General features: G+C 49.6%; 13 protein-coding genes. 6 read left to right on the top strand and 7 right to left on the bottom strand.

The annotated features are described in order from the left end of the window. Window positions 1-63: 63 nt before the first annotated feature. Complete coding sequence (guaA, locus tag DYE26_RS18335; RefSeq protein WP_036626113.1) at window positions 64-1,602, top strand: glutamine-hydrolyzing GMP synthase; 1,539 nt, start codon at window positions 64-66, stop codon at window positions 1,600-1,602. Between the two features lie 91 nt (window positions 1,603-1,693). Here guaA and DYE26_RS18330 read toward each other — a convergent pair whose 3' ends face one another. Together DYE26_RS18330 and DYE26_RS18325 are read right to left on the bottom strand one after the other, a co-directional pair. Further along, a complete protein-coding gene (locus DYE26_RS18330) occupies window positions 1,694-2,482 on the bottom strand; it encodes a metallophosphoesterase (protein ID WP_051985704.1) in 789 nt (262 codons plus the stop codon). A 371-nt stretch (window positions 2,483-2,853) separates the two neighbouring features. After that, entirely contained in the window at window positions 2,854-3,249 is a 396-nt protein-coding gene (locus DYE26_RS18325) for a hypothetical protein (protein ID WP_124333250.1), read from the bottom strand. 239 nt (window positions 3,250-3,488) lie between these two features. Between DYE26_RS18325 and DYE26_RS18320 the strand changes: the two genes are divergently transcribed. Then, window positions 3,489-4,064: a sigma-70 family RNA polymerase sigma factor gene (locus DYE26_RS18320; protein WP_036626109.1), complete on the top strand. Its 576-nt coding sequence runs from the start codon at window positions 3,489-3,491 to the stop codon at window positions 4,062-4,064. Continuing rightward, a complete protein-coding gene (locus DYE26_RS18315; protein ID WP_036626107.1) occupies window positions 4,061-4,906 on the top strand; it encodes a hypothetical protein in 846 nt (281 codons plus the stop codon). The genes DYE26_RS18320 and DYE26_RS18315 overlap by 4 nt, the downstream gene beginning before the upstream one ends. Window positions 4,907-4,985: 79 nt before the next feature. Here the strand turns inward: DYE26_RS18315 and DYE26_RS18310 are convergent, their stop codons facing one another. The 5 genes from DYE26_RS18310 to DYE26_RS18290 form a co-directional block, all read right to left on the bottom strand. Further along, a complete protein-coding gene (locus tag DYE26_RS18310) occupies window positions 4,986-6,278 on the bottom strand; it encodes a vWA domain-containing protein (protein WP_036626101.1) in 1,293 nt (430 codons plus the stop codon). Between the two features lie 96 nt (window positions 6,279-6,374). Continuing rightward, window positions 6,375-6,695 carry a heme oxygenase gene (gene isdG / locus DYE26_RS18305; RefSeq protein ID WP_036626099.1) on the bottom strand — a complete coding sequence of 107 codons (321 nt, stop codon included), beginning with the start codon at window positions 6,693-6,695 and terminating at the stop codon, window positions 6,375-6,377. After that, a complete protein-coding gene (locus DYE26_RS18300; protein WP_036626097.1) occupies window positions 6,692-7,492 on the bottom strand; it encodes an ABC transporter ATP-binding protein in 801 nt (266 codons plus the stop codon). The genes isdG and DYE26_RS18300 overlap by 4 nt, the downstream gene beginning before the upstream one ends. After that, entirely contained in the window at window positions 7,492-8,487 is a 996-nt protein-coding gene (locus tag DYE26_RS18295) for a FecCD family ABC transporter permease (RefSeq protein WP_036626095.1), read from the bottom strand. The genes DYE26_RS18300 and DYE26_RS18295 overlap by 1 nt, the downstream gene beginning before the upstream one ends. Further along, complete coding sequence (locus tag DYE26_RS18290; protein WP_164815263.1) at window positions 8,487-9,443, bottom strand: ABC transporter substrate-binding protein; 957 nt, start codon at window positions 9,441-9,443, stop codon at window positions 8,487-8,489. The genes DYE26_RS18295 and DYE26_RS18290 overlap by 1 nt, the downstream gene beginning before the upstream one ends. A gap of 386 nt (window positions 9,444-9,829) precedes the next feature. Here DYE26_RS18290 and DYE26_RS18285 point away from each other — a divergent pair, with 386 nt between their 5' ends. From DYE26_RS18285 to DYE26_RS18275, 3 genes are read left to right on the top strand one after another with little or no spacing between them, the layout of a single operon-like run. Continuing rightward, window positions 9,830-10,291 carry an NEAT domain-containing protein gene (locus DYE26_RS18285; protein WP_051985703.1) on the top strand — a complete coding sequence of 154 codons (462 nt, stop codon included), beginning with the start codon at window positions 9,830-9,832 and terminating at the stop codon, window positions 10,289-10,291. Window positions 10,292-10,325: 34 nt separating this feature from the next. Then, window positions 10,326-11,099, top strand: a complete 774-nt coding sequence (gene isdC, locus DYE26_RS18280) for a heme uptake protein IsdC (protein ID WP_036626090.1) — start codon at window positions 10,326-10,328, stop codon at window positions 11,097-11,099. A gap of 36 nt (window positions 11,100-11,135) precedes the next feature. Continuing rightward, window positions 11,136-13,634: an NEAT domain-containing protein gene (locus tag DYE26_RS18275; protein ID WP_036626088.1), complete on the top strand. Its 2,499-nt coding sequence runs from the start codon at window positions 11,136-11,138 to the stop codon at window positions 13,632-13,634. The last annotated feature ends 27 nt before the right edge of the window (window positions 13,635-13,661 follow it).

The following is a 13,661-nucleotide window of genomic DNA, read 5'->3' as shown; positions in this document are numbered from 1 at the left end:
TTCCTTGACGACCTCTTTCGTCGTTTCGTATAATAGGTGTCATAATTTGAGGGAGGCTCGGTCATGAATAAGCCAAATGAAATGATTGTCGTCCTGGATTTCGGAGGGCAATACAACCAGCTGATTGCCAGACGGATCCGCGACTTGGGCGTTTACAGCGAACTACTGCCATTTAATACGCCGGTGGAGCGCCTTCGGGAGCTGGCGCCGAAAGGGATCGTGTTTTCCGGCGGACCGTCGAGCGTTTATGCCGAAAACGCGCCGCATATCGATCCGGCCGTGTACGATGTGGGCGTGCCGATCCTGGGCATCTGCTACGGCATGCAGCTGATGGCGCATCAGCTTGGCGGGAAAGTGGAACGTGCGGCAAAAAGAGAATACGGGAAAGCGGATGTCGATTTTGCCGAAAATTCGGTGCTGACCCGCGGGCTTCAGGCCAAGCAAACGGTGTGGATGAGCCATGGGGATCATGTGACGAAACTTCCCGAAGGTTTCGTGGTGGAAGCCTCCACGGAGCATGCGCCGATCGCCGGCTTTGCCAATGCCGAGCGCAAAATGTACGGCGTGCAGTTCCATCCGGAGGTCCGGCATTCGATCCACGGCAATGAAATGATCCGCAATTTCTTGTACGAAATCTGCGGCTGCGAAGGCAAATGGAGCATGGAGACATGGATCGAGGACGCGGTTCGCGACATCCGCGCCCAGGTCGGCGACAGCAAGGTGCTGTGCGCGTTAAGCGGCGGTGTCGATTCTTCGGTCGTGGCGATGCTGATCCACAAAGCGGTCGGCGATCAGCTGACCTGTATGTTCATCGACCACGGCCTGCTGCGCAAAGGCGAAGCCGAAAGCGTAATGGAGACGTTTGTCGGCAAGTTCGACATGAAGGTCGTCAAGATTGACGCGCGCGAGCGGTTTTTGTCCAAGCTGGCCGGTGTCGACGATCCGGAACAAAAGCGGAAAATCATCGGCAACGAGTTTATTTACGTGTTTGAAGAAGAGTCGCGCCGGTTTGACGATTTTAAATTTTTGGCGCAGGGCACGTTGTATACGGATATCGTAGAAAGCGGCACCGCCACGGCGCAGACGATCAAATCCCATCACAATGTGGGCGGTTTGCCGGAGGACATGAAATTCGAGCTCGTTGAACCGCTAAAGACGCTGTTCAAGGACGAGGTCCGCAAAGTCGGCGAAGAGTGCGGCTTGCCGAAGGAGATCGTGTGGAGACAGCCGTTCCCGGGCCCGGGCCTGGCGATTCGTGTCCTCGGCGAAGTCACGGAGGACAAGCTGAAAATCGTCCGCGATTCCGACTACATTTTGCGCGAGGAAATCGCCAAAGCGGGACTGGATCGCGAGATTTGGCAGTATTTTACCGCCCTGCCTAACATGAAAAGCGTAGGGGTTATGGGCGACGCCCGGACTTACTCCTACACCGTAGGGATTCGCGCGGTAACGTCCATCGACGGCATGACCGCCGACTGGGCCCGCATCCCGTGGGACGTGCTGGAGAAAATTTCGGTACGGATCGTAAATGAAGTCGATAACGTCAACCGGGTCGTGTACGACATTACGTCTAAGCCGCCGGCGACGATCGAGTGGGAATAGATAGCAAGAGCGTGAAGGTCTTTATTTATAAGGCTTTCACGCTCTGTTCTTGTCTATCAGCAACCATTTTGCAACCAATCTCAATTTAACCTTATTTTATTGCGTATTCCCGCCACACAAAGCTACCATCATCTTGTGTAACTTTTTCAAAACTTGAATACTCTTTTGCGATGATGTCGTACTTTAAGAGTGGTATGAATTTGCTTATTACCGTTGCACCATCAATATAAAAGTGACTTTGCCTATCCCAGTATACCGAATGAAAATCTTTGTCATTTGCTATCTCTGATGTATGAGTATGTCCAGCAATTATGTCTTTATAAAAAGTGCCGAATACAGGCGGATACTTCCATGTGAAGTATTCTTCTGATGTACCGACTTTCCAGTATTCCTCAGCTTCTTCGTCTATACCAGCATGTACGAAAATTTGATCTTCTGTCTCGTAATAAAGGGGAAGTTTTCTAAGCCAAGCAATAAGAGTCTTATGCTTCGATTTTATTAAATCTGTTACATATTTATATATCATGCACATTTTTGTGAGTTCATTCGAAACATTCTCGCATTTTTTTGAAATAGCATTATATTCGTCTTCCGAGATATATTTTATGATTTCAGAAAATTCACCATCTGGATAAAGACTATTTAAATCTTCTAAAAACATAACTTCGTGGTTGCCTAATAAAGGAATAACTTTTCCAGGGTACTTTTCGCAGAGCTGCTTAATAAAATAAAGTGTTTCACAACTTTTATCCCCTCTATCAATGTAATCTCCCAACAATATCAATTTGTTGTTCTTTGATTCTAAGTCAACATTCTTCAAAGTTTCTCGAAATATATCTAAATGACCATGTATATCACTGAGTGCATAAATATAAGCCAATTGAATTCCTCCGCATCATCGTTTCTTGTCCTGATGCAATGAATGTAACAGTTGCAGAGATACAATCTAAAATTGCGGCAACCCTCTAATTTTTGAGTTCGCTCTTATACTCGTAACTAGGCTGAATATCAGCAAGAAGCATTATTTCTCCTGAATTTTTTTGTTATCAATTTAAGTATGAAACAGCAATTCGCCAAGCGTAATCAGAGTTCATACGTGATAAATTTGTTTTATAAAATTCTCTTTTAATATTATCTATGTCTATTGTGGTAGGTAATTTTTCAATTGAATTTTTTGTATTAAATCACAAAATTTTTTGTTTAAAATTTTGTGATTTAATACAACTGCTAAAATATCATTACTATTCATGATTAGTTTTCCTCCTTTAATAGAAGAGCATTGTTCTCTTTAAGAATCGCGGCAAACAAAATTAGTTTTATTACAAAAGGCTTGAACATTTTTTTTGTTTTAAAAACATCCATGAAAATCCTTTGTAATTCTTCAATGTCCTGTAAAATTGCAGCTTCAATATTTAAAGCCGTCTGTAAACTATCCAAAGATTTATCATTATTTTCTGTAACATTGGGTATTGCGACTGAGTTAATTTGTATCCAGTCAATTTGTGGTAATTCATTTTTGATAGATTTAAATGCCATACCTATTAAATACCCATTCGTCACCTTTGCTTCGGGATCGGCAAATTTAATTCTCTTGTACTCTTGCATTGCTACTACGGTAGGTCTGCTTAATCGCATTTGGATTCTCACAAAATAATACCCTCGCTTTCTTTTAATATTTAACACAGGCTAAAGTTTACGGTAATCAAATGTCTTACTATTTGTAATATAACAAAAGGTAAGACAGTTGGCAACCTATTTTTTTTATCGCTAGGAAAGATTGTTAATGCTTTTGTTCATTTTACGTATTAACATATGTGAGTTCCTTCATTACAAATTGCGCAATTTGTAGAGCTGCCCGGTGGAGGCGAGGTGGAAGGAGGGCGTGGATGGAAATTATCCAGAGTAAAATGGAACGTTACCCAAATACAGAAGAATCACGTGCAGCGATCATGTCGAAAGAGGAATTCACACAGATATACAATACGTATTTCAAACGCGTTTACAAGTATATCTATTATCGCATTAATAACCACCATGCGGCGGAGGATATTTGCAGTCAGGTGTTTGAGACCGTTATATGCAAGTATTACAGCTTTTCACAGGAAAAATCCAATTTTGAGGTGTGGTTGTTTGCTATTGTAAGAAACGCTGTAACAGACTACTTCAGGGCTCAGAAGAAAAGAAACCACTCCTCGCTGGATTCTTTGCTGGAACTGATTTTTCCCAAGCCGTCTCCTGAAGAATTGGCGATTCGCGAGGATAATAATCAGGCGCTGTTCAAGGCTCTCGCTAAGCTGCGGGAGAAGGAGCGCAACATCATTGCAATGAAATACGGGGCTGGACTGAAAAATTCGGAAATTGCACAGATCATGGGTGTCAGTGAGTCCAACATTGGCGTTGTACTGTACAGAAGTCTAAAAAAACTGCATCTTTCCTTACAGGCGGGGGGATTCAAAATATGAACAAAAAAAATAATCTCACAGAATTCAGCAAGACCATAGAACTGCTTGAGAGTGCAGAACAGGGGAATGACACCTCCAAAGAAAGGATTTATAACCGCTTGATATACCGGCTGGATCATGGAGCTATTAACACCCAATCAAGGGAAAAGGACGGGATAACGATGAAAAAAAGCAGTTGGAGAACAGCGGCGGTGATTGGCGGTGCGGTAATTTGTTTGGGCGGGGCATTTTCTACAACCAGCTATGCACAGGAAATGTTCCAGTCCATCATGGCAAAGTTTAAGGTGGGGAATCTTGAAATAACGCAATACGATAAGGAAATTCCTCCTGCTTCTACGTCTTTCACTCCATCTGAAGGTGGAAAAAGCGGGCGAGACGGCGTCATTGAATTGCCGGCTGCGGCTAAACTGACGATAGACGAAGCCCGTGCAGCGCTTGGAATGAACTTTCCGGCCCCGGATTGGGTGGCAGACTATAAGTTTGTGAACAGTGTTCTTCAGGGCACCAGCATGGTCGAATTGCAATACAATTCAGGGGATAAAGCTGTCAACTTTCTGATTTCCAAGGGTGGAGAAAACGGAATCGGCACTACCAAAGATGTGAAAGTAGAGGACATTAACGGGACTACGGTCTATTTTGCCAATGGAATTGTGATTTGGGAAGAGGAAGGCTTTACAGTTGAACTGTATTCCCAAACCGATTTTGACAAGACCACACTCGGGAAAATCATCGGCAGCTTTAGCGTTGGCGCTCCGGTTGAGCCCTTAGAGGCTGACGTGGTGAATAAGAATGTGGAGAAGAGCAAAGGTGCAGTAGCTGCCTCGGCCCCGGCCGTAGATTAAGGCGCAAACTGAAGTGAAGCCAAAAAACGGAAAGACGATGCCAGCAATTTGGGCAGCGTCTTTCCGTTTTTCTTACGAACTAGGCCAATATGCCTTTGGCCCGGGCTTCCTTGATCCATGCCGGGAACTCGTTGAGGAGCCGGTCATACAGCTCTTCGTCGCTGATGCTCGAAATATCGTCCAGCGCAAAGAAATTAGCGTTATCGATATAGCGCCCGGGCATTTCGTCCAGTTTCTGCAGCACCCCGTAATTGGCCCGTCCCAAGCCGACAAATTGCCAAAACAAATTTTTGGTGGAACTTTCGGTAATAAGCCGGGAAATTTTATTTTTTTGGCCAACTCCGCCGTCGCTAAAGAAGATAATGTAAGTCGGTAAACTTACATTAGGCTCCTCCACCGTGTACTTGCGGATAATATCCTCCATCACCGGAGGCTCATTGTTCGTGCCGCCTTTGCTGCCTAAAGTATATGTACGGGCAATGTAATTTTCATAGTCTCTGGCCGTAACGCTCGGCGCCCGCAAATAATCTTTGGCGAAAAACCACACATCCAGCTCGCCGTTATCGTCAAACGCCGCGGCAATCGCCAGTATGCGTTCAAAGGCTTCCTGCACGATACCTTTGCGGTACAGGTGATACATGGAGCCCGACGCGTCAAAAACAACGGCCACGCGCGCCCTGATCGGTTCGACCTTCTTTTTCTCGAGAGTCAGCGTTACTTTTCGTTTGAGCAGATCGATTTTGGACAGATTCAGAGGTACGGGCGCGGGATTCGGGCTTGGAGCGGGGGCAGGAGCGGCCGGCGCCGGTGGCGCCGATGGTGCCGCGGCCGCGGCCGTTTCGGCTGCAGCGTTATCCTCCACCTCCACGCCAAACGACTCGGCGAGCGGCTTCAGTCCTCCGAAAAATCCTCGTCCGATGGCCCGGACTTTGAAGCCGCCCTGGTATTTGTAGAGTTCGATGAAAATAAGGGCCGTTTCTTGCGTAGCCTGGGTAATCTCATAAACAACTTGCTGGGAGCCGGCGCGAACAATGGCTTGGCATTTCTGCACCTGCGCGAAGGTTCCCGCCTCAAGGGTAGCGGTAAATACGCATTTTTCCACGGGAGCCTGACGAAGCTTGTGCGTATCGACCGCAAAAGAACTTTTCAAATTTTCGATCTGCTGCAAAACCGCACTCTGCTGCGGATCGGCAGTTTGATTATAGAAAACAAAATAGTCGTCCGAAGGCACCTTGCCGCTCTCGTTCACCATAAAACAGCTGACATCGAGCGCTGACGGAGCCGAAGCGCATTGAATGGTGATTTGCAGTTGATCCGATTCATGAAGGCCGGTGTTTTGTCCCGTATTTAGGCTAACGATAGGATTTTCCATTGTGATTTCGCCTCTTCCTCTACTGGTGATTATTAGTAGCTATATAGATTCTGAGGGAAATGTTTCCACAAGTCAATTGTACGGCCGGATCTGTCTTCAGGAAACGGCGATCGGGTCGCGGACGATTTTAACTTCGTAAAACGTAATTTTATTGTTCAAAATATAATCCGGCATGCTGTTTCGTCCGGAGTGGGATTCGCGGAAGGCGTCGCTTTGCGTCCACCGGTGGAAATCATCCTTCGTGTTCCAACGGGTGCTGACCGTTACTTCATCATATTCTTTCGTGTTTTCGGTCAGCATCACTTCCAAGCCGAGAAAACCTGACATCAATTCCACCTTGCCGGTTTTGTTGAAACGCTCGATGAGTTTGCCGGCTTCTCCCTTTTTAATTTGGCTTGTGTTCGTCACGATGATCATCTCGAGTTCTCCTCCTTATCGGAAATGGAATACAAAGGAATAACGACCAGTTCGTTTTCCTCAAATTTGACTCTGGCTTCAATCTCATAAACGCCCCGGAAAAAAGCTGCGGTCAGCATCTCCTGCGGGGCCCCCTCGGCCACAACCGCCCCCTGTTTCATAGCGACCAGGTAATCGCAATATCTGGCGGCCTGCTGCAAATCGTGCAGCACCATAACCATCGTAATCCCAAAGGTTTCGTTGATTTGCTTTAAATGTTCCAGGATCTCCAACTGACGGGCGATATCCAGGTAGGTGGTCGGCTCGTCAAGCAGGAGCATATCCGTTTTTTGGGCCAACGCCATGGCGATGCGTACCTTTTGCTGTTCACCTCCCGATAAAGTATGGAAAAGCTGATCCGCGTGCCCACTGGTACCCGTAACGGTCATTGCCCAGTCGATGATCCGCCGGTCCTCATCGTTCATGTGGTGCCGGAATAAGCGTTTGTAAGGATACCGGCCGTAAGCGACAAGCTCGCGCACGGTCAAGTTCGGAAGAAACGCGCCGCTTTGCGGAAGCATCGTTAATTTTCGCGCGAATTCGGCGGTCCCGTATTGAGGGATCGGTTTGCCATCCATCCGTATATCTCCAGCACGGATCCCGAGCAGGCGGGACAAAGCTTTCAGCAGCGTGGATTTGCCGGAACCGTTGGGACCGACAATCGCCGTCATCTTTCCTTTTGGAAATACGACGGAAACTTCGCGCAGCGAAAACATGCCGTGACTCGCGGAAATTTCCAGTGTCTCTAAGGCCGTCATTACATCATCCTCCGTTTTTTAAGCAGGTACAGGAAAAATGGTGCTCCCAATCCGGCAAGCAGCACGCCGACCGGCAGTTCGATCGGATCGAACCAGGAGCGGGCCGCGATATCGGCGAACAGGACCAGTGCCGCTCCCCAAAGGATCGATAACGGCAGCAGAAAGCGGTAATCCTCTCCGGCCAGCATGCGAACGGCATGCGGCACGACGAGACCAACGAAGCCGACCAGACCGGCGACGCTGACGGCCGCGCCGGCCAGGAGCGACGAAAGCGCAATGAGCGCAAACCGGTGCAATTCGACCCGTTGCCCCAGCAGACGGCTTGCGTCGTCGCCGAGCAGCAGCAAATTGGCCGGCTTGATCGCCAGGATGCTGAGCAAAAGGCCTGCGGCCGCGTAGGGCAGCATGAATAGCAAATGCGCCCAGCTTCGCCCGTTCAGCCCTCCCGCCAGCCAGGGGAGCACGGCCTGAACCCGGTCGCTGTACATCACCATCACCGCGTTCATGGCGGCGCCGAGCAGGGCGTTGACGGCAACCCCGGCCAGGACGATCTTGAACGGGGAGGTGCCGTTATCCCAGGACAGCAGATAAACAGCCAGGGAGGTTATTAGCGCTCCGGCAAACGCAATGAGCGGCAGCATATAGCTCCATTCGGGAAAAATCAGCATGCCGGCAATGGCCGCGATCCCGCCGCCCGACGTCACGCCGATAATGCCCGGGTCGGCCAGCGGATTTTTCATCACCCCCTGCAAAAGGCTCCCCGATGCCGCAAGGCATGCGCCGACCAGCATGGCAATCAACACGCGGGGAAGCCTGAGGTTCACGATAATCGTCTCGTATTGCGCCGTGCTTTCGGAGGTCAGCGCCTGCCAAACGGACGAGAGGGGAACCGGGACCGAGCCGTAAGACAAACCGTAAGCAATAAGCATCAGGAGGGCCGCCGGGGCAAGAATGAGCAGGACATATTTCCGTTTTGCTTGTTTCAGCCGGCCCATCAAGAGGTTCCGCCTTTCAGCAAACTGTGGAGCAACTCGACCGATTCGGTCACCCGGATACCTGGATTGGTGCCGAACAAATCTCCGGGAAGCACTTCAACCCGGTTATGCTTGACGGCGTCGATCCCGCTCCAAGCTTCGTTTTGCTGCAGTTCTTTAAGCAGCCCCTGCTTGACTTTGCCGGCATCGCCATGGGTCATGATAAAAATATATTGCGGGTTGGCTTGGGCAATCCGCTCAACGTTTAATTGGGCGTACTGCGGGAATTTATCGAGTCCGGGAAAATCCTCGGCGATGTTGGCGCCGCCCGCGTAAGCCAAAATATCCCCGCCGAGCGAGTTCGGCAGCGCGGCCATGTATGTGCCGGGAGCGCCGTAGACCAGGAGCGCTTTTGGCTTGTCTTTTTCCTCCACGGCGGCTTGGTAGGCGGCCAACTGCTCATCAAGGTCCGCGACCAGTTGCTCTGCCCGTTCGGTCTGCCGCAGCATTTGTCCGAACAGCCGAATCTGTTCTTTGATGTCGGCGATCGAGTTGGCTGTGGTCAGCACCATTTGCGAGCCCAGGTTCCCGATAACCGCAGCGTCCTGAGCGTTCAGCGCGGCGTTGCCAAGCACGGCATCGGGCGCCAGCATGGCGATTTTTTCAAAATCGATCTCATGCGTCGTCCCGATTTGCTCCGCATTTTTCAGAGAATCCGGCAAAGGCTCTGAAGTTCCGCCAGTTTCGCTGACCGTCGGCCGCCCCACGATCGTCCCGCCCAACGCATAGGCGATATTCAAATCCCCGCCGCTTAGGGCGACAATCTTTTGCGGCACCCGGTCGAATGTAATCTGTCTTCCCGCAAAATCCTCGATCACCACCGCGGCCCCGGCCGAGCTGGGTTCGCCCGAATCCGCAAGGGGATGGGACCCCGGTGCTTGACATCCGGATAAACTTAGCCAAATGGCGGCAAGCATAAACCAACGGCTTTTCACGTATACCTCCTAGAAACTGACATGTGAATTTTTCAAGACAAATGATAATGAATATCATTCTCACTGTCAATAAAATTTTAATAATTACTTTTGGAAAAAGACAGGATTTAGATTAAAAATTTTAATATTGACAAATTCGAAATGGTTGAGATAGCATTTGAGACAGCACACGGTTAGTTTTGTCGGTGTGGCTAATTGCAAGGGATTGGAGGGATTAAATGGGTAAGCGCATATGAGTTTGTTTGGTTGTCGTTCGTTGTCGGAGAGGCTGAAAATCGAAGTGAATAGGGCGGTTTTTTTTTGAACATCTATTGAGAATGATTATCATTATTAACTGAATTAATTATTGAATTAGGGAGGTTTTTCTCATGATAAAAGGGTTGGGTAAACGGTTCTCCGCATTGGTGCTTGCCGGTATTTTGTCACTGCTGGTTATCCCGGCGGCATTGGCTGCCGTCAACTTGGCAGACGGGACTTATTCGGTAAATTATACAGTACTTAAAGCGGACAGCGATACGGCATCGATGGCCGATACCTATTTCGCCAAACCCGCTACTGTTGTTGTGGAGAACGGAGAGGTTTATGCGCAGGTTCAATTGAACTCTAGCAGTTGGATTACAAAGCTTGAGGTGGAACAAGGAGGAACGTTTGTGGAAGCGCAAACCGTCAGCTCAAACAGCGCCGCCAACACAAGAGTCGTTCAATTCCCGCTCGAAGGATTAACGAGCCCGACGAATGCCAAAATTACCGTTTCCATTCCGGCGATCGGATATTCCGGCTATTATGACATTCGCTTGGCTTTTGACGAAAGTTCGGCTGCAGCCCAATAATTTGTGGAGTGTTGCAGCTTAAGAGGAGGAAGTCATGAAGCATCAAAGCACTATTTCGCCGCTTCGAGTTGCTGCGTTTCTTACCTGCGCGTTTTTGCTGGCAATTTTGCTGTTCACAAGCAGGGCTCAGGCCGCATCCGTCCTCCGGGACGGTACATACACGATCGATTACACGGTGTTGAAAGCGGAAAATGATTCGGTGTCGATGGCAAACGATTATTGGGAGAAGCCGGCAACGGTGCATGTCAAGGACGGGAAAATGCAGGTCGAAGTAACGCTGAACCACAGCGCATGGATTACGGAATATAAGGCGCCTTCAGGCAGCGGGTTTGCGGATGTGGAGGTCGTGAAAGAAGACCCGGCCGCGGACACACGGTTGGTGCGTTTTCCGGTGGCCGATTTAACCGTTCCGTTGGAATCAAAGATTCATGTGACGGTCGAATCCGTCGATTACGACCATGACTATACGATTCGCTTAAGCTTTGACGAAGACAGCCTGAAGGAAAGCGAAAGCGCGGCGAGTTCAAAAGCGGAAGCTTCCGTGGACAAAGGAAATTCTCCATCTCCAGGCTCGGCAGCTGCCGTCCCGGAGAAGCCCGCGAGCGAACGGACCGGCAAATCGGCGGCTTTGAACAACGCAGGTGACGAGACGGGGGATTCCGCGAGCGAAACGGGCTCGGGCGACCGGGAAATTCCGAATCCGAAAACAGGAGACAGGACTCCGGTTTTGGCGCTTATTTTGTTGTTTATCGTTTCGTCGGTATTTGTTTTCCGGCAGGTGTTAACAGCCGAGAGGAACAAAAAATAGTACGTTCGAAAATCAGTATGAGCAGGAGGCCAGAATTTGAACAAGTTGTTTAGTAAATCGGCGGCAGCCGTTTTTGCGATTGCAGTTTTATTGTTATCCTTATTCCCTCAAGCCCCGGCTCGTGCGGCGTCCGACCTGGCTGACGGAGTGTACAGCATCGATTACTCGATTTTGAAGGATGGTACGACCCAAGCCTCGGTCATGGAAACATATGTGGAGAAGCCAGGGACGCTGACCGTGGAGAACGGGGTGCAGTATATGTCGTTTACGCTCAAGCAAAGCAAGGAAATTACGAGCTTTCAGGTTGAGCAGGACGGCGCGTTGCAGGAAACCGTTACACTCAGTACTTATGAAGAGGGGAATACGCGGGACATCCAGTTTAAAGTCGACGATTTATCGGCGACGCTGAACGGTTATGTCACCATCGAATGGCCGGAATTCAACTATTTCAACTCCTATGATGTTGATCTGGCGTTTGACACGGACAGTATTACGCTTATTTCGGGCGGTGATCCGGATGACACCCCATCCACCGGCAACCCGGATGACGGTCCAACGGACGGCACTCCAGACAATCCAGGGGATGACGATCCGTCAACGGGTACCCCGCCGGATGACTCTGCACCGGATGACGCATTAGCGGACGGAAAGTATAGCATCGGCTATACGATCTTGAAGGACGGCACGGCGGAAACGTCGGTCATGGACGGGTATACGGTGAAGCCGGGGACGCTGACGGTGAAGGACGGCGTGCAGTATGTATCGTTTACGCTCAAGCAAAGCAAGGAAATTACGAGCTTTCAGGTTGAGCAGAACGGCGCGTTGCAGGAAACCGTTACGCTCAGTACTTATGAAGAGGGGAATACGCGGGACATCCAGTTTAAAGTGGATGATCTATCGGCGGCGTTAAACGGGTACGTTACCATTGCATGGCCGGAATTCAACTATTTCAACTCCTATGATGTCGACCTGAAGTTTGACACGGACAACATTACGCCGATCGATAATGGCGGAAATCCGGGCGGCAATCCGTCGACCGGGAATCCACCGGTTGTCAATCCACCGGTTGTTAATCCGCCAGTTGTCAATCCGCCGGAGGGTCCCATCGATCCAGACAATTTGGCAAACGGAAAATACACCATCATGTTCAAGTTTTTGAAATACGGAACGAGTAGTCCATCCGTGATGGACGGGTACGTGCAGCATCCCGCGATTTTGGAAGTAAGCGGAAGTAATTATTATATCTACATGACTTTTAAGCAAAGCGAAGAAATTACCGGTTTTAAAGTCGGGGACGAGGAAGTTAATACGGTCGGCACCGATGAAACGGCGAATACGCGGGTCGTGAAATTCAGAGTGGATAACCTGAAAGAAATCGCGGATGCCTGGGTTAAGATCGAATGGCCGGAGTACAATTACTTCAATTCGTATGATGTGCAGATTCAATTTTATCCGGATTCGATCGGCGAGCTTGACGCAGCTGACGACTTTACCCTTTTAAACGGGACCATGGTAACACCCGTTGCCAAACAAGATTTCGTGCTGAAGGACGGAAAATATTCTATCGGTTATACCATCCTGAAGAAAGGTACTCTGGAAACCGCAGAGATCGACGAATACGTCGTACATCCCGGTATGCTTGCGGTGCAGGACGGCAAGCAGATGGTCTCTTTTGAGATGAAGCAGAGCAAGGAAATCGTCAGCTTTAAAACGAAACAAAACGGAACTTTAACCGAGACTAAGACGTTAAGCGAGGATAAAGTGAACAATACGCGAGTTGTCGGGTTTGAAGCCGCGAATTTATCGAGCGCGCTCGATGCCTGGGTGAAAATCAAGCGGCCCGAAGGCTACTTTAGCGAGTATGATGTGCAAGTCAAGTTTGATGTGGACAGCATTGCTCCGCTATCCGCCGCAGGGAATGCCATTAAACCCGATAATACGGAGCATACCGAGGAAGCAACAGCAGCTGCACCGGTTGCCTCTCCGCAGTCCAGGAACTTTACGGACACGGAAGGCCATTGGGCCAAGGAAAATATCGCCCGGGCCGCTGGTTTAGGCATCGTTACGGGTTATGCGGACGGTTCTTTCCGCCCTGATATCAGTGCAAGCAGATCGGAATTGGCGGTAATGCTCAGCCGGGCGCTGCAGTTGGATAGCAGGGAACCCTCCTTGCCGTTTGCCGATAAGAACAGCCTTCCCGGGTGGAGCCAGGAAGGAATAGGCCGGGCCGTTAGCGCGGGGATCATTTCCGGTTATGAAGACGGAACGTTTCGCCCGCAAGCAAGAGTAACCCGTACGGAAACGACCGTCATGATCGTCCGCGCCTTAAATGGCGCCGAGGGCAACGCAGGCAAACCCGGCTTTAAAGACGTCAGCGAGATACCGGAATGGGCACTTCCGCAAGTCTCCGCTGCCGCCCGGCTAGGTTTGGTGCAAGGAGGACCGCAACAGTTGTTTGCGCCGAACGCTCAAATAACGCGCGCTGAAGCGGTTACTCTGATTCTTAACATGCTGGATACGCAAAATCAGAGCTGAGCATTACTCAGGTTTATATTACCGAAA

It is taken from the genome of Paenibacillus macerans, assembly GCF_900454495.1.
In the GTDB taxonomy this organism is placed as follows: domain Bacteria; phylum Bacillota; class Bacilli; order Paenibacillales; family Paenibacillaceae; genus Fontibacillus; species Fontibacillus macerans.
Note: the sequence above shows the minus strand (reverse complement) of the source record. Positions and strands in the feature narration are given on the sequence as shown.

What these genes read in the sequence shown, in the direction of transcription:
- guaA (WP_036626113.1), top strand. Translation starts at nt 64, where the DNA reads ATGAATAAGCCAAATGAAATGATTGTCGTCCTGGATTTCGGAGGGCAA.
- DYE26_RS18320 (WP_036626109.1), top strand. Translation starts at nt 3,489, where the DNA reads ATGGAAATTATCCAGAGTAAAATGGAACGTTACCCAAATACAGAAGAA.
- DYE26_RS18315 (WP_036626107.1), top strand. Translation starts at nt 4,061, where the DNA reads ATGAACAAAAAAAATAATCTCACAGAATTCAGCAAGACCATAGAACTG.
- DYE26_RS18310 (WP_036626101.1), bottom strand. Translation starts at nt 6,278, where the DNA reads ATGGAAAATCCTATCGTTAGCCTAAATACGGGACAAAACACCGGCCTT.
- isdG (WP_036626099.1), bottom strand. Translation starts at nt 6,695, where the DNA reads ATGATCATCGTGACGAACACAAGCCAAATTAAAAAGGGAGAAGCCGGC.
- DYE26_RS18300 (WP_036626097.1), bottom strand. Translation starts at nt 7,492, where the DNA reads ATGACGGCCTTAGAGACACTGGAAATTTCCGCGAGTCACGGCATGTTT.
- DYE26_RS18295 (WP_036626095.1), bottom strand. Translation starts at nt 8,487, where the DNA reads ATGGGCCGGCTGAAACAAGCAAAACGGAAATATGTCCTGCTCATTCTT.
- DYE26_RS18290 (WP_164815263.1), bottom strand. Translation starts at nt 9,443, where the DNA reads ATGCTTGCCGCCATTTGGCTAAGTTTATCCGGATGTCAAGCACCGGGG.
- DYE26_RS18285 (WP_051985703.1), top strand. Translation starts at nt 9,830, where the DNA reads ATGATAAAAGGGTTGGGTAAACGGTTCTCCGCATTGGTGCTTGCCGGT.
- isdC (WP_036626090.1), top strand. Translation starts at nt 10,326, where the DNA reads ATGAAGCATCAAAGCACTATTTCGCCGCTTCGAGTTGCTGCGTTTCTT.